The organism is Streptomyces violaceoruber (genome assembly GCF_033406955.1).
GTDB lineage: Bacteria > Actinomycetota > Actinomycetes > Streptomycetales > Streptomycetaceae > Streptomyces > Streptomyces violaceoruber.
On record NZ_CP137734.1, the window covers coordinates 2979214 to 2996558 of the forward strand.

Annotated in this window: 12 protein-coding genes; all 12 read right to left on the bottom strand. The window is 68.7% G+C overall.

Annotated elements, in window-relative coordinates; translation table 11 throughout:
- Positions 1 to 29: 29 nt before the first annotated feature.
- Entirely contained in the window at positions 30 to 1100 is a 1071-nt protein-coding gene (locus R2E43_RS12940) for an ABC transporter ATP-binding protein (protein WP_332056217.1), read from the bottom strand.
- The gene (locus R2E43_RS12945; RefSeq protein WP_011030066.1) at positions 1093 to 2076 is read right to left on the bottom strand and encodes an ABC transporter ATP-binding protein; all 984 of its coding nucleotides are present in this window, start codon (positions 2074 to 2076) and stop codon (positions 1093 to 1095) included. The genes R2E43_RS12940 and R2E43_RS12945 overlap by 8 nt, the downstream gene beginning before the upstream one ends.
- A gap of 8 nt (positions 2077 to 2084) precedes the next feature.
- The gene (locus R2E43_RS12950) at positions 2085 to 3065 is read right to left on the bottom strand and encodes an ABC transporter permease (protein ID WP_003973858.1); all 981 of its coding nucleotides are present in this window, start codon (positions 3063 to 3065) and stop codon (positions 2085 to 2087) included.
- The gene (locus R2E43_RS12955) at positions 3058 to 3981 is read right to left on the bottom strand and encodes an ABC transporter permease (protein ID WP_003973859.1); all 924 of its coding nucleotides are present in this window, start codon (positions 3979 to 3981) and stop codon (positions 3058 to 3060) included. Before R2E43_RS12955 ends, R2E43_RS12950 begins: the two co-directional genes overlap by 8 nt.
- A gap of 9 nt (positions 3982 to 3990) precedes the next feature.
- Positions 3991 to 5625 carry a peptide ABC transporter substrate-binding protein gene (locus R2E43_RS12960; protein WP_332056218.1) on the bottom strand — a complete coding sequence of 545 codons (1635 nt, stop codon included), beginning with the start codon at positions 5623 to 5625 and terminating at the stop codon, positions 3991 to 3993.
- A 205-nt stretch (positions 5626 to 5830) separates the two neighbouring features.
- On the bottom strand, positions 5831 to 6976 hold the full coding sequence (locus R2E43_RS12965; protein WP_003973861.1) for an ABC transporter ATP-binding protein: 1146 nt from the start codon (positions 6974 to 6976) through the stop codon (positions 5831 to 5833).
- A gap of 27 nt (positions 6977 to 7003) precedes the next feature.
- The gene (locus tag R2E43_RS12970) at positions 7004 to 8065 is read right to left on the bottom strand and encodes an ABC transporter ATP-binding protein (RefSeq protein WP_003973862.1); all 1062 of its coding nucleotides are present in this window, start codon (positions 8063 to 8065) and stop codon (positions 7004 to 7006) included.
- 10 nt (positions 8066 to 8075) lie between these two features.
- The gene (locus R2E43_RS12975) at positions 8076 to 9053 is read right to left on the bottom strand and encodes an ABC transporter permease (RefSeq protein ID WP_093456942.1); all 978 of its coding nucleotides are present in this window, start codon (positions 9051 to 9053) and stop codon (positions 8076 to 8078) included.
- A gap of 113 nt (positions 9054 to 9166) precedes the next feature.
- On the bottom strand, positions 9167 to 10969 hold the full coding sequence (locus R2E43_RS12980; RefSeq protein WP_003973864.1) for an ABC transporter substrate-binding protein: 1803 nt from the start codon (positions 10967 to 10969) through the stop codon (positions 9167 to 9169).
- A gap of 111 nt (positions 10970 to 11080) precedes the next feature.
- Entirely contained in the window at positions 11081 to 12112 is a 1032-nt protein-coding gene (locus tag R2E43_RS12985; protein ID WP_003973865.1) for an ABC transporter permease, read from the bottom strand.
- 906 nt (positions 12113 to 13018) lie between these two features.
- The gene (typA, locus tag R2E43_RS12990) at positions 13019 to 14926 is read right to left on the bottom strand and encodes a translational GTPase TypA (protein WP_003973866.1); all 1908 of its coding nucleotides are present in this window, start codon (positions 14924 to 14926) and stop codon (positions 13019 to 13021) included.
- A 132-nt stretch (positions 14927 to 15058) separates the two neighbouring features.
- Entirely contained in the window at positions 15059 to 17329 is a 2271-nt protein-coding gene (locus tag R2E43_RS12995) for an ABC transporter family substrate-binding protein (protein ID WP_332056219.1), read from the bottom strand.
- Positions 17330 to 17345 lie beyond the last annotated feature (16 nt).

Here is a 17345-nt window from a genome sequence, read left to right on the forward strand (position 1 = left end):
CGGGTGCCGTAAGCGGGCCGGGGACCATGTCACCCCGGCCCGCTGCCCCCGCCCTCGCCCTCGCCCTCGGGTGGCACCACCTGCTTCTCCTCCGCGAAGTGGCAGGCGGAGTCGTGCGCGGCGGGCCCGGAGACCGAGCGGAACTCGGCGGGAACGGCCAGGGCCGGTACCTCCAGCGCGCACCGCTCCCGCGCCTTCCAGCAGCGGGTGCGGAAGCGGCACCCCGAGGGGATGTTGGTCGGGGACGGGACGTCGCCGGACAGGATGATCCGCTCGCGGTGTTCCCGGGCCTCCGGGTCGGGCACCGGTACGGCGGACAGCAGCGCCTGGGTGTAGGGGTGCGTGGGGTGGTCGTAGATCTCCTCGTCCCGGCCGGTCTCGACGATGCGGCCCAGGTACATCACGCCGACCCGGTCCGAGATGTGCCGGACGATCGACAGGTCGTGGGCGATGAAGATGTACGAGAGGTCGAACTCGTCCTGGAGCCGGGCCATCAGGTTGATCACCTGGGCCTGGACCGACACGTCGAGGGCCGAGACCGGTTCGTCGGCGACGATGATCTCCGGGCGCAGCGCCAGACCCCGCGCGATGCCGATGCGCTGGCGCTGGCCGCCGGAGAACTGGTGGGGGTAGCGGTTGATGTACTCCGGGTTCAGGCCGACCACGTCCAGCAGGTCCTGGACCCGTCGCCGCCGGTCGCCCTTCGGGGCCACCTCGGGGTGGATGTCGTAGGCCTCGCCGATGATGTCGCCGACGGTCATGCGGGGGTTGAGGGAGGTGTAGGGGTCCTGGAAGACCATCTGGATGTTCCGGCGTACGGACTTCAGGGCCCGGCCCGACAGGCGGGTGATGTCCTCGCCCTTGTAGCGGATCTCCCCCGCCGTCGGCCGCTCCAGGTTGACCAGCATCTTGGCGACCGTGGACTTGCCGCAGCCGGACTCGCCGACGATGCCGAGCGTCTCGCCGCGGGCCAGCTCGAAGTCCACGCCGTCGACGGCCTTGACCGCGCCGACCTGCTTCTTGAAGAGGATGCCGGAAGTCAGCGGGTAGTGCTTGACCAGGCCGCGGACTTCGAGGATCGGCTCCGTGGTCTCAGCCATGCAGGCACTCCCTCCAGAAGTGGCAGGCGCTGCCCCGCTCGGCGTCGGACTCGGTGACGTCGTAGAGGGGAGGTACGTCGGTGCGGCAGACGTCCTGGGCCATCGGGCAGCGGGGGTGGAAGGCGCAGCCGGGCGGGATCCGGGTCAGGTTGGGCGGCAGGCCCTTGATGGCATACAGCTCCTGGCCCTTCTGGTCCAGGCGCGGGATCGACTCCAGCAGGCCGCGGGTGTACGGGTGGGCCGGGGCCTTGTAGATGTCGTGGACGGGTGCCGTCTCGACGATCCGGCCGGCGTACATGACGGCGATCTTGTCGGCGACGTCGGCGACCACGCCGAGGTCGTGGGTGATGAGGATCAGGCCCATGTGCAGTTCGCGCTGGAGTTCCGCGAGCAGGTCCATGACCTGGGCCTGGACGGTGACGTCGAGGGCGGTGGTCGGCTCGTCGGCGATGATCAGCTTGGGCTCCAGGGCCATCGCCATCGCGATCATGATGCGCTGGCGCATCCCGCCGGAGAACTGGTGCGGGTACTGCCGCACCCGCTCCTTCGCGGCCGGGATGCGGACCCGGTCCATCAGCTCGACGGCCTTGGCGTGGGCGTCCTTGCGGGACATGCCGCGGTGCACGGTGAACATCTCGGCGAGCTGGGCGCCGACGGTCAGGACCGGGTTCAGCGAGGACAGCGCGTCCTGGAAGATCATCGCCATCTCGGCGCCGCGGACCTTCCGGCGTTCCTCCTCCTTCAGCTTCAGCAGGTCCCGGCCCTCGAAGAGGATCTCCCCCGCGGTGACCCTGCCCGGCGGGATGTCGAGGATGCCCATGATCGTCTGGGCGGTGACGGACTTGCCGGATCCGGACTCGCCGAGCACCGCGAGGGTCTCGCCCGCGTCCACGCCGTAGCTGACGCCGTTGACGGCCTTGGCGACACCGTCGCGGGTGTGGAACTCCACGTGCAGGTCGCGCACTTCGAGCAGCATGCGGTCGCTCACCTCAGCTTCGGGTCGAGGGCGTCGCGCACCGCGTCGCCGAGCATGATGAACGCGAGGACGGTGATGGCGAGCGCCCCGGACGGCCACAGCAGCGCGTGCGGGGCGTTGCGCACGTAGGGGGCGGCGGAGGAGATGTCGATGCCCCAGGAGACGCTGGGCGGCTTCAGGCCGACGCCGAGGAAGGACAGGGTCGCCTCCAGGGAGATGTAGGTGCCGAGCGCGATGGTCGCCACGACGATGACGGGCGCGACGGCGTTGGGCGCGATGTGGCGCAGCAGGAGCCGGGAGTTGGAGGCGCCCAGCGCCCGCGCCGCCTGCACGTAGTCGTTCTGTTTGGCGGTGATGACGGAGCCGCGGGCGATGCGGGAGATCTGCGGCCAGCCGAGCAGCACGATGAAGCCGATGACCGGCCAGATGGTGTTGCTGGTGATGACGGAGAGCAGGACGAGGCCGCCCAGGACGACCGGGATCGCGAAGAAGATGTCGGTGATCCGGGACAGGACCGCGTCCCCGCCGCCGCCGAAGAACCCGGCGAGGCCGCCGAGGACGCTGCCGAGGAGGGCGACGCCGAGGGTGGCGAGGATGCCGACCGCGACCGAGGTGCGGGCGCCGTAGACGGTGCGGGTGTAGACGTCGCAGCCCTGGCCGTTGAAGCCGAAGGGGTGGCCGGGCTGGGAGCCTTCCTGCGCCTTGGCCAGGTCGCACTTGAGGGGGCTGCCGGAGGCGATCAGCGAGGGCCAGATGGAGATGACGATCAGGAAGAGGATCACCAGCGCCGAGATGATGAAGACGGGGTTGCGGCGCAGGTCGTGCCAGGCGTCGGTCCACAGGCTGCGGGGTTTGTCCCGGGGGTCGGCCCCGTCCGGGCCCGGCGGCTGCTCCAGCGTGACCGCCTCGCTGGCGCCGAGGTCCATCGTGCCGCCCATGCCGGTGCCGGCGATGGCGCGCTCGGGCTCGTAGGGCTCCTGTTCAGGCATAGCGGATCCTCGGGTCGAGTACGGCGTACAGGAGGTCGACGACGAGGTTGGCGACGAGGAAGACGAGGACCAGGACGGTGACGAAGCCGACGACGGTCTGGGTGTTCTGGCGCAGGATGCCCTGGTAGAGCTGGTAGCCGACGCCGTGGATGTTGAAGATCCGCTCGGTGACGATGGCGCCGCCCATCAGCGCGCCGATGTCGGTACCGATGAAGGTGACGACGGGGATGAGGGAGTTGCGCAGCAGGTGCCGGGTGATGACCCGGTGGCGGGGCAGGCCCTTGGCGATGGCGGTGCGGACGTAGTCGGAGCGCCGGTTCTCGGCGATGGAGGTGCGGGTCAGCCGGGTGACGTAGGCCAGCGAGACCGAGGCGAGGACCAGGCCGGGGACGATCAGCTCGCCGAAGGCCGCCTCGGAGGAGACGGCCGGGTCGATCCAGCCCCACTTGACGCCGAGCAGCAGCTGGAGCAGCAGGCCGGTGACGAAGGTGGGCACGGAGATGACGACGAGGGTCAGCAGCAGCACCCCGGTGTCGACGGGACGGCCGCGGCGCAGGCCGGTGAGGACGCCCAGGATGATGCCGACGACGATCTCGAAGAGGATCGCGACGATCGTGAGCCGGATGGTGACCGGGAACGCCGTCCCCATCAGCTCGGTGACCGGCTGGCCGTTGAAGGCGGTGCCGAAGTCGCCGGTGAAGACGTTGCCCATGTAGGTGGCGTACTGCTGCCACACCGGCTGGTCGAGGCCGAACTCGTGCCGCAGCTGCGCGGCCGTCGCCGGGTCGCACTCCCGGTCGCCGCACAGGCCCGCGATGGGGTCGCCCATCACGTTGACCATCAGGAAGATCAGCAGCGTGGCCCCGATGAAGACCGGGATCATCTGGAGCAGCCGCCGGACGACGTAGCGTCCCATGGCGCCCCCTCAGCCGACCTTGATCTCGTTGTAGACCGGGACGCTGAACGGGTTGAGCTTCACGTTGGAGAGCCGGTCGGAGTAGCCTGCGCTGCCGTTCTGGTACCAGAGCGGGATGGCCCCCATGTCGTCCCTGAGGACCTCCTCGGCCTGCTGGAAGAGGCCGACGGCCTTGGCGGTGTCGGTCTCGGCGTTGGCCTGGTCGACGAGGTCGTCGAACTTCTTGCTGGACCACTTGCCGTCGTTGGAGGAGGCGTTGGTGTAGTACAGCGGCTGGAGGAAGTTCTGGATGAGCGGGTAGTCCATCTGCCAGCCCGCGCGGAAGGGGCCGCTCATCTTCTGGTTGGTGATCTGGTTGCGGAAGTCGGCGAAGGTGCCGACCGGGTTCCCGGCGCAGGCGCGGTCGTTGTCCAGGGCGTTGTTGATGGAGTTGCAGACCGCGTCGACCCACTGCTTGTGGGAGCCGGTGTCGGCGTTGTAGGTGATCTTGACCTGCCCGCCGGGGAGTCCGCCGCCCTCCTTGACCAGCTTCTTGGCCTCCGCGGCGTTGTACTCGCAGGCGTCCCCGCACAGGCCCGGCTTGTAGCCGCCGTCCTTGCCGAGGACCGGTGAGGTCCAGTCGGTGGCCGGGGTGCGGGTGTTCTGGAAGATGGTGTCGGTGATCTGCTTGCGGTCGATCGCCATGGACAGGCCCTTGCGGACCTTCTCCGAGCCGGACTTGTTCCAGTCGTTGTCGTAGAACGGGAAGGCGAGGGTCTGGATGATGCCCGCCGGGGTGTTGATGTACCGGTCGCCGAGGTCGTTCTTGACGTTCTTGAGCTGGGAGGCCGGGACGTCGTCGACGAGGTCGAGGTTGCCCGCGATCAGGTCGGTGTAGGCGGTGTTGTTGTCGGTGTAGACCTTGAGGTCCACGCCGCCGTTCTGCGCCTTGTCCGGGCCGGGGTAGTCGTCCCACTTGCGCAGGGACATCTGGGAGCCGCGGGTGTAGTTGTCGACCTGGTAGGGGCCGTTGCCGACGGGCTTCTTCAGCCAGGCGTCGTGGTCGTCGAAGAACGCCTTGGGCAGCGGCGCGAAGGCCGGATAGCCGAGGGTGTCGGGGAACGTGGAGAACTTCTGGCTGAGCTTGATCGTGAAGGTGCGGGGGCCGGTCACCTTCAGCCCCGAGAGCGTGTCGGTGCTCTGCGAGCCGCTTTCGGGGTGCACCTTGTCGTAGCCGTCGATGTAGGCGAAGAAGTACGCGTTGCGCTGGTTGTTCTTCAGGCTCGCGCCGTAGTTCCAGGCGTCCACGAAGGACTGCGCGGTGACCTTCTCGCCGTTGCTGAAGGTCCAGCCGTCCTTGACGGTGACGGTGAAGTTCTGCGAGTCGGAGGTGTCGATCTTCTCGGCGAGCATGTTCTGCGCCTCGCCGGTCCCGGGGCCGTACTTCTTCAGGCCCCGGAAGATCATGTCGAGGACCTTGCCGCCCTGCACCTCGTTGGTGTTGGCCGGCTCCAGCGGGTTCTGGGGGTCGCCCCAGGAGGAGCTGAGCACGCCGCCGCTGCCGCCGCCGCTGCCTCCGTCCCCGCCCCCGCCGCCGCAGGCCGTCGCCGCGAGGGCTACCGCCGCCGCGCAAGCGGCCCATCTGGCGTGCGTGGCTCCGCGCATGGAGTGCCTCCTCGTGCCCTGACTCGTCCGCTGGTCCGTTCCGGTCCAGCTTCGAAGGGCGTACTCGGGGGCGCACACCCGTCCGGTCCATACGGGTTGCCGGTGTCCTCCGGACGGGTGCGGGAGGTGTGGCGGCATACGGAAGGGGGGGGGGGGGGGGGGGGGGGGCCCCCCCCCCCCCCCCCTTCCCTGCTGCCTTCTGTGCTCAGCCCTTGGAGAGGGTCGCGCCGCCGTCGGCGCCGTCCTCCATCGCCTTCAGACCCGGGTCCATGACGATGTCCTCGGCCCTGGCCTCCGTCGAGCCCTCCTCGGGGAAGTGGCAGGCCGTCAGGTGGCCCTCCCGGTTCCCGGAGAGCTGCACCAGCGGCGGCTCCTCGGTGGCGCACTTGTCCTGCGCCTTCCAGCACCGGGTGCGGAACCGGCAGCCGGAGGGCGGCGAGATCGGCGAGGGCACGTCGCCCTCGAGCCGGATCCGCTCCCGCTTCTCGGCGTCGAGGTCCGTCTCCGGCACGGCCGACAGCAGCGCGTGCGTGTACGGGTGACGGGGGCGGTTGTAGAGCGAGTCGCGGTCCGCGATCTCCACGATCTTGCCCAGGTACATCACCGCGACGCGCTGCGAGAAGTGCCGCACGATCGCCAGGTCGTGGGCGATGAAGACGAACGCGATGCCCATCTCCCGCTGCACCTCCTGCAGCAGGTTCACCACCTGGGCCTGGATCGACACGTCGAGGGCCGAGACCGGCTCGTCGGCGACGATGAGCTTCGGCTGCAGCGCGACGGCGCGCGCCACCCCGATGCGCTGCCGCTGGCCGCCGGAGAACTCGTGCGGGAAGCGGTTGTAGTGCTCCGGGTTGAGACCGACGATCTCCAGGAGCTCGCGGACGCGCTTCTCCCGGCCGCCGGGCGGGTTGATCCCGTTGATCTCCATCGGGCCCGAGATGATCGTGCCGACGGTCTGCCGCGGGTTCAGGGACGCGTACGGGTCCTGGAAGATCATCTGGATCTCGGACCGGACCGGCGCCAGTTCCCGCCGGTTGGCCCGGGTGATGTCCTTGCCCCGGTACTCGATGCTGCCCTGGGTCGGCTCGTACAGCCGGGTCAGCAGCCGGCCGGTGGTCGACTTGCCGCAGCCGGACTCGCCGACGAGGCCGAGGCTCTCGCCCGGGAAGACCTCGAAATCAACGCCGTCGACGGCCTTGACGTGGCCGACGGTGCGCTTGATCGGGAAGCCGCCCTTGATCGGGAAGTGCTTCGAGAGGCCGCTGACCTTGAGAAGCGGCGCGGTGTCGCCGTCCCGCTGCTGCGGGAAGTCGTCGGCCACCGCTGTGGTCGTCTTGCTGTTGTCGCTCATGGTGATGCCCCAGTCGCCGGTTTCCGCTCAGCCCAGCCGGGGCTGAATCTTCTCGATGAACACCTGCTGCCGCTGGTCTCCCGTCAGGTGGCAGGCGGCGGCACGGCCGTGCGGGAGCGTCGGACGCTCCCCCGAGCAACGCTCGCCGGAGACCAGGTCGGTGAAGCCGCACCTCGGGTGGAACGCGCACCCGGAGGGCGGGTTCATCAGCGAGGGCGGCGACCCCGGGATCGGCATCAGCGGCTCGTCGACGTCGGACGTGAGGTTCGGCATCGAGCTCAGCAGACCCCAGGTGTACGGGTGCTGCGGGGACTTGAGCACCTCGCGCACCGTGCCGCGCTCCACGGCCCGGCCCGCGTACATGACCATGATGTCGTCGGCCATGTTGCCGACCACGCCCAGGTCGTGGGTGATCATGATGATCGCGGAGCCGAACTCCTGCTGGAGGTCCTTGAGCAGGTCGAGGATCTGCGCCTGGACGGTCACGTCGAGCGCCGTGGTGGGCTCGTCCGCGATCAGCAGGTCCGGGTTGCAGGACAGGGCCATGGCGATCATGGCGCGCTGGCGCATACCGCCGGAGAACTGGTGCGGGTAGTCGTCGACCCGCTTCTGCGGGTGCGGGATGCCGACCTTCTGCAGCAGGTCGATGGCGCGCACCCGGGCGTCCTTCTTGGACGCGCCGTTGTGCTTCATGAACGGCTCCGCGATCTGCCGGCCGACCGTGTAGTACGGCGACAGCGCGGTCAGCGCGTCCTGGAAGATCATCGCCATCTTCTTGCCGCGCAGCTTCTCCAGCTGCTTCTCACTGGCGTCGGTCAGCTCCTGGCCGTCCAGCGTGATCGATCCGTCGATGGCGGTCCTGCGGCGGTCGTGCAGGCCGAGGACGGCCAGGTTGGTCACCGACTTGCCGGAGCCGGACTCGCCGACGATGCCGAGGGTCTTGCCCCGCTCCAGGTCGAAGGAGAGACCGTCCACCGCCTTGACGACGCCGCCCTCGGTGGAGAAGTGGACCTTGAGGTCGCGCACCGAGAGAAACGCGTCCCCCGCGGCGGCGGCCGGGGCCTCTTCGGGCTTGGTCTGAGTGGTCACGGTGGTTCTCCTAGGACAGGCGCACGCGCGGGTCGATGACTGCGTACATGGCGTCCACGATCAGGTTGAAGACGATGATGAGCGCGGCGCTGACCAGCATGACGCCCATCAGCATCGGCAGGTCCTTGTTGATGACCGAGTCCAGCGCGAGCCGGCCGATGCCGGCCAGGCCGAAGGTCATCTCGGTCACCATGCCGCCGCCCATCAGCGCGGACAGGTCGATGCCGAGGATGGTGACGATGGGCACGAGCGAGCCGCGCCAGGCGTAGCGGAAGAAGGTGTAGTTGCTCGACATGCCCTTGGCACGGGCCGCCCTCACATGCTCTTCCTGTAGTTGCTCGATCATCGACGACCGGCTCATACGGGTGTAGTTGGCGGTGAAGATGGTCGCCATGACGATCCAGGGGATCAGCAGGCCGGCGAACCAGCCGGCGGCGTCCTCGGAGATCGGCACGTACTTGGGCTTCTGCAGCCAGCCGGTGCTGTAGACGAGCGCGAGCAGGACGAGCGGGCCGAGGAAGTAGATCTGCAGGGAGCTGACGACCAGCGAGCCGGAGCTGAACACCTTGTCGATCCAGGTGCCGCGGTTCCTGGCGGCCAGCAGGCCGGCGCCGAGGCCGACGATGAGGAAGACGATCAGGGAACCGACGGTCAGCGAGACGGTCAGCGGGAAGCGGTCGAGGATCGTGTCCCAGACGTTCTGGTTGTTCGCGAAGGAGACGCCGAAGCAGGGGGCGTCGCAGTGACCGACCGCGAAGTCGCGCCCGGTGAAGATGCCCGCCAGGAAATGCCAGTACTGGACCGTGACCGGCTGGTCGAGGCCCAGGTTCTTGTGGATGATCTCCAGCGCGTCCGGAGTGCAGTTCTTGCCACAGGCCAGCATGGCCGGGTCCTGCGGGATCGCGAAGAACATGAAGAAGGTGAAGGCACTGATCAACACCAGGATCAGCACCGCGCCGAAGGACCGGCGAATGAGGAATTGAAGCATGGCAGACAGCTGCTCTCAGGACTGCGGCAAGGGGATGGGGAGGACTGGAGTCGGTCCGGGCCCGGTGGCGGGCGCTCCGCAGCGCGCCCGCCACCGTTTCCCGACCGGACGGGTTACTTCTTGAGGAAGACCCGGGTCACGTCCACGTAGCTCGAGTCCGAGCTGTAGCGGATGCCGCCGACGTTCGAACCGAAGATCTGGAAGACCTTGGTGTAGTAGATCGGGGCGGCCGGGTTCACTTCCTTGGAGATGTACTCGTTCAGCTCCGCCCAGGCCTTGGTGGCCTCAGCCGTGTCCGTGATCTGCTGGATGCGCTGGATCTCGGAGTTGACGTGGTCGTCGTTGATGTGCGAGTAGTTCGACGCACCGTCCTGGATCTGCTTGCCGTCGTAGACCGGCGGGATGACCGTGGAGGCGGACGGCCAGTCCTGGCCCCAGCCGGTCATGTAGAGGTCCAGCCCGTTGTCGACCTTGCCGACCTGCTCGTACCAGGTGGCGGAGTCGATCTCCTTCTTCTGGATGTCGAGACCGATCTTCTCCAGGGCGGTGGAGATCAGGACGGCCTGCTTCTGCCGCTCAGGGGTGTTGGCGTAGGCGTAGACGAGGCTCTTGCCCTCGAAGCCGCCTTCCTTGATGAGCTTCTTGGCGGCCTCGATGTCGCCGTTCGGCTTCTTGGCGCGGCCGAACGGGTCGAACGCCTCGTCGTAGCCCGGGGTGGTGGGCGACATCAGCGAGTTGGCGACCTCACCGCCGTAGGCACCGCCGTCGGCCTTGAAGACCGAGTCGGAGGGCAGGGCCAGGGTGATGGCGTCGCGGAGCTTCTTGTCCTTGACGCGGTTCATGTTGAAGTTGAGCTGCCACACGTAGGGCGCGTAGCCCTGGATCGTGCGGTTCTTCATCGCGTCCTTGTCGCCGACGACCTTCTGGAGCTGCGTCGTGGCGACCTGGCCGGTGAACATCATGGCGTTCTTGGCGCCACCCTGGTCGGCGAGGAGGGTCTTGGTCTGGTCCTCGTCGTCGTGGTTCATCTCGATGTTGAAGCCGTCGACGTACTGGTGGCGCACCGAGTCGGACTTCGGGTCCCACTGGGTGTTCTTGACCAGCTTCATCGACTTGCCGGGCTTGAACTCGGCGATCTTGTACGGACCGGCGGCGACGGGCGCGGAGTCGTACTTCTCCTTGGTGTCCGTCTCCTCCGGGACGACGCTGTAACCGGGCATGGTCAGCATCTGCGGGAGGTCGGGGCGAGCCGTCTTGAAGTGGAAGACGATCGTCTTGTCGTCCGGCGTCTCCAGGACGTTGTCGGGCAGGTGCTTGCCCTTGTCCGGACCCGCGTAGGCGTCGCGGTAGGTGGTGCCGTCGCCGGACAGCCACTGCTGGAGGTACGTCGGGCCGTCGGTGATGTAGCTGGAGTACATCCGCTCGATCGTGTGGCGGATGTCCGCCGAGTTGATCGGGTTGCCGTTGGCGTCCTTCAAGTTGTCCTTGAGGGTGTACGTCCAGGTCTTGCCGCCGTCGGTCTGCTTGCCCGCGTCGGTGGCGAGGTCGCCCACGACGGTCAGGTTGCCGTTCTCGTCCTCGTCGTACTGAGTCAGACCGCGGAAGATGAGGCGGCCGAGCAGCTTGCCGTCCGAGACGTAGATCTGGCCCGGGTCCAGGTGGGAGAAGTCCGCCGTCTGGTAGACGGTCATGGTGCCGCCCGGCTTGGCGCCCGGGACCTCGGGGGCCGGGCCGGTGGACGCCTGCGCGTCGCCGATCTGGACCGGCTTCGACTGCGACTTGGCGTCTTCCTTCTTCTTGCTGTTGTCCTTGGCGGAGCTGTCGCTGTCGCCACCACCGCAGGCGGTGAGGGTCAGGGCGCCGGCTGCGACCGCGACTATGGCGGCCGTGGCGGTGCGGTTACGGAGAATGCTCATGAGGACGAATCCACCTGCCTGTGAGTAGTGAGCACTGCTGGTACGTGGCCGGAGGCCGGGCTGAGCGGCGCCGAACCGGCCGGGCGAGGATGTGGGGGGTTCCCCTTGGCCTCAGCGGTTTCCCTTGGGGTCGAAGGCGTCCCGGACCGAGTCACCGAGGAGGTTGAAGGCCACGATGAAGATCACCATGGCGACTCCGGGGAAGAGCATGTAGTAGGGGTCCTGCTCGACGATGTCCGCGCCGATGGCGAACATCCGTCCCCAGTCCGGCGTGGGCTCGACGTACCCCACGCCCACGAAGGACAGGAACGCGATGCTGAGGATGGTGCTCGGCAGCGTGAGCGTCGCCTGTACCAGCGTCGGAGTGACGATGTTGGGCAGCAGTTCCTTGCGGAGGATGCGCCAGGGCGAGGCCCCGGAGATGCGGGCGGCCTCGATGAACTCCCGGTCGCGCAGGGACATCGTGGCACCGCGGACGATGCGGGCCATGCTCATCCAGCCCAGGAAGGACAGCACGATGATGATCGCGGCGGCGCGCACGTAGGTGGGCGTCTCCTTGTCGGGAGCGACGAACACCGTGGTGATGACGGGCATCGCGGCGACGAAGAAGAGCTGGCTGGGCAGGGCCATGAAGAAGTCGGTGATCCGGCCGAGCCAGTAGTCGATCTTGCCGCCGAAGTAGCCGCCGGCCAGGCCGATCAGGACACCCAGCACCGTCATGATGATGGTCGCCGCCAGCGCGGTGGCCATCGAGTTGCGCATGCCGTACAGCAGCTGGGTGAACACGTCGCGGCCCAGGCCCGGTTCGATGCCGAACCAGAAGTCGCCGTCGATGCCGCCGTACGGCGCCGCGGGCATGGTGAACATGTCCAGCAGGTCGGGGTTGTCCTGACCGTACAGCGTGTACGGGTCCTTGCCGTAGACCATCGAGATCAGCGGCGCCGCCGCCGCGATCACGAAGAAGAACAGGACGACGAAGGCAGAGATCACACCGGCCCGGTCGCGCTTGAAGCGCGCCCACATCAACTGGCCGGGCTTGCGCCCTTCCGGCTCCTTGGGCTTCGGGGCGTCGCCCTGCGGCGCGCTCTCTTTGTCCAAGACGGAAGAGGCTTCAGCACCCTCAATCTCGATTGGACTCGTCATGATTCGTCCATTTCACAGGTTGGAGGTCGTCGGGAGTGCGGGAGCCGACGGCCTTCGCACGGCGTACGTCTTTCGCAGCGCGCGAGGGGAACAAAGACGGAGGGGCAGCACGGCCCCGGGAGAACCCTGGCTCACGGCCGGCGACTGCCGGCCGACGGCACACGACGTCAAGGAAGTTCGCGACGCCGGGCCGCTGCCGCATCAACCGTGACGGCACTGAACGCACCCGCGGGGCCTACACCTGCCATCGGGGACGACGCGACCCATATGGCGCTTGTGGCACCTCGCATGGGTTCCTCCTCATGAATCCGCTGGTTCACCGCAAAGAGGAGCACGCGTCACGTTCCAGCCATCGGCCGGTGATGAGATCGCCGTGCACCCTCACGCTCGCGAGCCTGCGCCCCGTCAGCGCGTGACCCGTTTATCCGAGCTCTACGCGCCTAACTATCTGCCATCCTCCGGGGAACGAACCACAGGTTCGAGGTCTCGGTTCGATCACAGATAGGGGCCAGATCTTTCAAAATCCGGACAAAGGGTTTGGTACGAGATCGCTGCGAAACGGACTTGTTACACATCTAACGGTGGTGACCGTCCGTATAGCGGACGTCCGCGCGACAGAAATTGATTGCGCGTAACGTGCACGGGGTGCAAGCTGACCCCCAGGTATGTCCCGCGCCCGGCACGGCCGTCGGCGCCGGCCGCCCGGCCCCCGGACGGGGCTGCCCGCCGGCGCTCCGGGCGGAGTGCTTCCGCGCAGGTTAGTGCGGCCCTGCCCGCCCTGTGCCGCCCCGCCGGGAAATCGAGGGTTTTCCCTACACCCGACTCCCGCCCGCGTCGCCAACACGCCGAACGGCACCGGACCCCACGTGAACCGTGGGGTCCGGTGCCGTCCGCCGTGCGGTGGGGTCAGCCGTGCTTGGCGCGGCTGGCGGCGCGGGCGCGCTCGCGGGCGTCCAGGTTCACCTTGCGGATCCGGACGGCCTCGGGGGTCACCTCGACGCACTCGTCGTCGCGGCAGAACTCCAGGGACTGCTCCAGGGAGAGCTTGCGCGGCGGGACGATCGCCTCGAACGAGTCGGCCGAGGACGACCGCATGTTGGTGAGCTTCTTCTCCTTGGTGATGTTCACGTCCATGTCGTCGGCGCGGGAGTTCTCGCCGACGATCATGCCCTCGTACACCTCGGTGCCGGGGTCCGTGAAGAGCACACCGCGCTCCTGGAGGTTGGTCATCGCGAACGCGGTGACGGCACCCGAGCGGTCGGCGACCAGCGAGCCGTTGTTACGGGTCGTGAGGGTGCCGAACCAGGGCTCGTGGCCCTCGTGGATGGAGTGCGCGATGCCGGTGCCGCGGGTCTGGGTGAGGAACTCCGTCCGGAATCCGATCAGGCCGCGGGAGGGGACCACGAACTCCATGCGGACCCAGCCCGAGCCGTGGTTGGACATGTTGTCCATCCGGCCCTTGCGCACGCCCATGAGCTGCGTGACCGCGCCCATGTGCTCCTCGGGCACGTCGATCGTCATCCGCTCGACGGGCTCGTACGTCTTGCCCTCGACCTCCTTGGTGACGACCTGCGGCTTGCCGATGGTCAGCTCGAAGCCCTCCCGGCGCATCTGCTCGACCAGGATGGCCAGCGCCAGCTCACCGCGGCCCTGCACCTCCCAGGCGTCGGGGCGCTCGGTGTCCAGGACGCGGAGCGAGACGTTGCCGATCAGCTCGCGGTCCAGGCGGTCCTTGACCTGACGGGCGGTGACCTTGCGGTCCTTGACGACCGCCTTGTTGTCGGCGCCCTTGCCGGTGGCGCCGCGGCCGACCAGCGGGGAGGTGTTGGTGCCGATGGTCATGGAGATCGCGGGCTCGTCCACCGTGATCAGCGGCAGCGGGACCGGGTTCTCCACGTCGGCCAGGGTCTCGCCGATCATGATGTCCGGGATGCCGGCGACCGCGCAGATGTCACCGGGGCCGGCCTTCTCGGCGGGCTTGCGGGTGAGCGCCTCGGTCATCATCAGCTCGGAGATCCGCACGTTCTGCACGGACCCGTCGCGCTTCATCCAGGCGACGGTCTGGCCCTTCTTCAGCTCGCCCTGGTGGACGCGCAGCAGCGCGATGCGGCCGAGGAAGTTGTCGGCGTCCAGGTTGGTGACGTGGGCCTGGAGCGGGGCGTCCTCGTCGTAGGTCGGCGCCGGGATGTGGTCCAGGATCGTCGAGAAGAACGGCTCCAGGCTGGTGGAGTCGGAGGGGACCGTGCCGTCCTCGGGCTTGGTGAGGGAGGCGACGCCGTCCCGGCCGCAGGCGTAGACGATCGGGAACTCGATCTGCTCCTCGTCGGCGTCCAGGTCGAGGAAGAGGTCGTAGGTCTCGTTGACGACCTCGTCGATGCGGGCGTCCGGCCGGTCCGTCTTGTTGATGCACAGGATGATCGGCAGCCGCTGGCTGAGCGCCTTGCGCAGCACGAACCGGGTCTGCGGCAGCGGACCCTCGGAGGCGTCCACGAGCAGCACGACACCGTCGACCATCGACAGACCGCGCTCGACCTCGCCGCCGAAGTCGGCGTGGCCGGGGGTGTCGATGATGTTGATGGTGATGACGTCGCCGCCATCCTTCGGGTGGTACTTCACCGCCGTGTTCTTGGCGAGGATCGTGATGCCCTTCTCACGCTCCAGGTCGTTCGAGTCCATCATGCGGTCGTCGACGCCTTCGAGCTGGTGCGCGGCGAAGGCGCCGGCCTGCTTCAGCATTCCGTCGACGATGGTGGTCTTGCCGTGGTCGACGTGGGCGACGATGGCGACGTTGCGGATGTCGTGGCGCGTGGCCATATGAGGCGTACTCCCGGAGGGTGTGTGGACGGCCCTCGCGTACGTCCGTGTCACGCGGGCCTGCCGGGCGGTACATGCCACGGCCTCACCCAATGGTACGGGGCCCCGGAGGCTGCGGCTTGCCGGGAGGGTTCAGGACGAGGGGGAGGGCGAGGCCGGGGCGGTGGGCCGGGAGCCCTGGGCACCCTTCTTGAGGAAGCCCATGTCCTCGTAGACCGGTGTCCCGAACCCGAAGGCGCCGGCGTTGGCGAGGTTCTTGCGGGCCGCCGTCAGCTGGGGGCGCTGGTAGAGGGGAACGGAGCCGGCCGCCGCCCAGATCCGCGAGTCGGCCTTGCGCAGCAGGTCCCGGGATTCCTTCTGGTCCAGGGTGGCCAGGGCCCGGTCGAAGAGCTGGTCGACCTGGTCGGTGCCGACCCGGGTGTAGTTCTGGGCGACGTTCAGGGAACCGTCGGCGGCCGGGACGGGCTTGGCGTAGATGGGACGGGCGTCGGTGGCGGGGAACGCGGAGGCGGGCCAGGAGTAGAGCGCCAGGTCGTACTCGCCGGCGGCGATGTGGTCCTTGAAGTAGCTCTCGTCCGGCACCTTGGTGATCCTGGTGCCGATGCCGATCTCCTTCAGCATGTCCGTGATGCGGTCGGCCACGGTGCGCAGGGTGCCGGAGCCGGGACCGGAGGGGAGCACGAAGCGGAGGGTGAGCTCCTTGCCGTCCTTGGCGAGCGGGGCCGCCGCCGCGCCGGCCGGGGCCGCGGTGCCCTTGGGGGCGTAGGCGCCGGGTGCGCCGCCCTGCGCGGTGTTCTTGCCGCTGCTGTGCTTCTCGCCGCTCTCCCGGTCGGCGCCGTCCTTGGCGTCGCCGGCGTCGTCGTTCCCGCCGTCGTCGTTCTTGCCGTCCTTGTTCTTGTCGTCCTCGCCGACGATGTACGTGCCGTCGTCGCCGCCCTCGGACTTCTCCTCGTCCTTCTTGTCCTCGTCCTTGTTCTCGTCCTTCTCGGCGCCGGCCGCCTCCTCGCCGTCCTTCTTCTTCACCGGGCCGCCGGGGACCCATCCGGCGTCCGCGAGCAGGGCTCGGGCCTCCTTGGCGTTCTGCTCGCCGAGGGCGCCGCTGCCGTCGGCGTAGGCGGGCTGGCCGGAGAGCGCGAGGTGGCTGCCCACGGGCTCGGCGGGCAGACCGAGCGGCTTGAGCACCGCCTCGGCCAGCTCCTCGCGGTCCAGGGCGCGGGCCACGGCCCTGCGGACGCGTTCGTCGGCGAGGGGGCCTTCGGCGCCGTTGAGGGCGAGCTGGGTGTAGGCGGGCTCCAGGGACTTGCGGAGCTCGAAGCCGCTCAGGGCCTGCTGCCGGCGCCGGGCCTTCGCCGCGGCCTCGCCGCGCTCCTCGCGGGCGAGGACCTCCTCCTCGGCGGCCTCCTCGTCGGAGCCGTTGGCGATGGCCCAGGAGCGCAGCGCCTCGGCGGCGGACCTGCCCTGCGGGCCCGCGGCCGGGGTGCCCCCGGGTCCCATGAGCGGGGTGCCGGTGGCGGGGTCCCGGGGACCGGCGGCCAGGGTGACCTCGTCGGCGGTCTCCGGGTCGATCTCGGCGAGGTCGAGCTTGCCGGCGACCAGTTCGGAGACCCGCTCGTCGCGGGGGACGGCGCGCAGCACGATCTCGTCCAGCTTCGCCGGCTCGCCCCACCAGCGGGGATTGCCGGTGAGGACCACCTGGTCGCCCTTGGTGTCGACCTTCTTGACCGCGAAGGGCCCGGCGCTGACCTTGAGGGCCCGCCGCGCGCCGTCGTTGAAGGCGTCCGGGGTGCCCGTGACGTCCTTCGGGTACAGGGGCGTGAACAGGGCCTTCCAGTCGGCGTAGGGCCGGCTGAAGGTGACCTTGACCTCCAGGTCGTTCGCACCGCGCTCGACCTTCTCGATGCGGTCGTACCCCGCGTTGCGGGCGGTCCAGTAGGCGCTGTCCTTGCCGGACAGGGCGCGCCACTGGGCGGCGAAGTCCGCGGCGCCGATCTCCCGGCCGTCGCTCCAGACGGCCTGCTGGTTCAGCTTGTAGACGACGACCTGCTTGGGCTCGGTGTCGACGACCTCGGCCGACTCCAGGTAGTCGGGGTTGCGCACGGGGCTGCCGGTCTCGTCCATCCGGTACATCGAGGGCAGCACGGCCTGCGCGACGCGGGTCGTCGTGGCGTCGGCGTCCGACTGGAAGGCGTTCAGCGTGTCCGGTACGGAGTCCACGGCCCAGCGCAGGGTGCCGCCGTCGGAGATCCTGGCGCGGGCCGCGGCGGCGACGTCCTGTTCGGCCAGCGGCTTGCCCGCCGGGTCCTCGGAGGTGCAGCCGGCCAGCGCGGGGACCGCGAGGACGCCCGTGGTGAGGAAGGCGACCGCACGCATGACCGCGCGCGGTCCGACGCCGACGTGGGACATCTCTGCTACCTCCGGA

Bases quoted from the DNA above. Each gene is read 5' to 3' on its own strand.
- R2E43_RS12940 (WP_332056217.1), bottom strand. From the start codon at position 1,100: ATGGCTGAGACCACGGAGCCGATCCTCGAAGTCCGCGGCCTGGTCAAG.
- R2E43_RS12945 (WP_011030066.1), bottom strand. From the start codon at position 2,076: ATGCTGCTCGAAGTGCGCGACCTGCACGTGGAGTTCCACACCCGCGAC.
- R2E43_RS12950 (WP_003973858.1), bottom strand. From the start codon at position 3,065: ATGCCTGAACAGGAGCCCTACGAGCCCGAGCGCGCCATCGCCGGCACC.
- R2E43_RS12955 (WP_003973859.1), bottom strand. From the start codon at position 3,981: ATGGGACGCTACGTCGTCCGGCGGCTGCTCCAGATGATCCCGGTCTTC.
- R2E43_RS12960 (WP_332056218.1), bottom strand. From the start codon at position 5,625: ATGCGCGGAGCCACGCACGCCAGATGGGCCGCTTGCGCGGCGGCGGTA.
- R2E43_RS12965 (WP_003973861.1), bottom strand. From the start codon at position 6,976: ATGAGCGACAACAGCAAGACGACCACAGCGGTGGCCGACGACTTCCCG.
- R2E43_RS12975 (WP_093456942.1), bottom strand. From the start codon at position 9,053: ATGCTTCAATTCCTCATTCGCCGGTCCTTCGGCGCGGTGCTGATCCTG.
- R2E43_RS12980 (WP_003973864.1), bottom strand. From the start codon at position 10,969: ATGAGCATTCTCCGTAACCGCACCGCCACGGCCGCCATAGTCGCGGTC.
- R2E43_RS12985 (WP_003973865.1), bottom strand. From the start codon at position 12,112: ATGACGAGTCCAATCGAGATTGAGGGTGCTGAAGCCTCTTCCGTCTTG.
- typA (WP_003973866.1), bottom strand. From the start codon at position 14,926: ATGGCCACGCGCCACGACATCCGCAACGTCGCCATCGTCGCCCACGTC.
- R2E43_RS12995 (WP_332056219.1), bottom strand. From the start codon at position 17,329: ATGTCCCACGTCGGCGTCGGACCGCGCGCGGTCATGCGTGCGGTCGCC.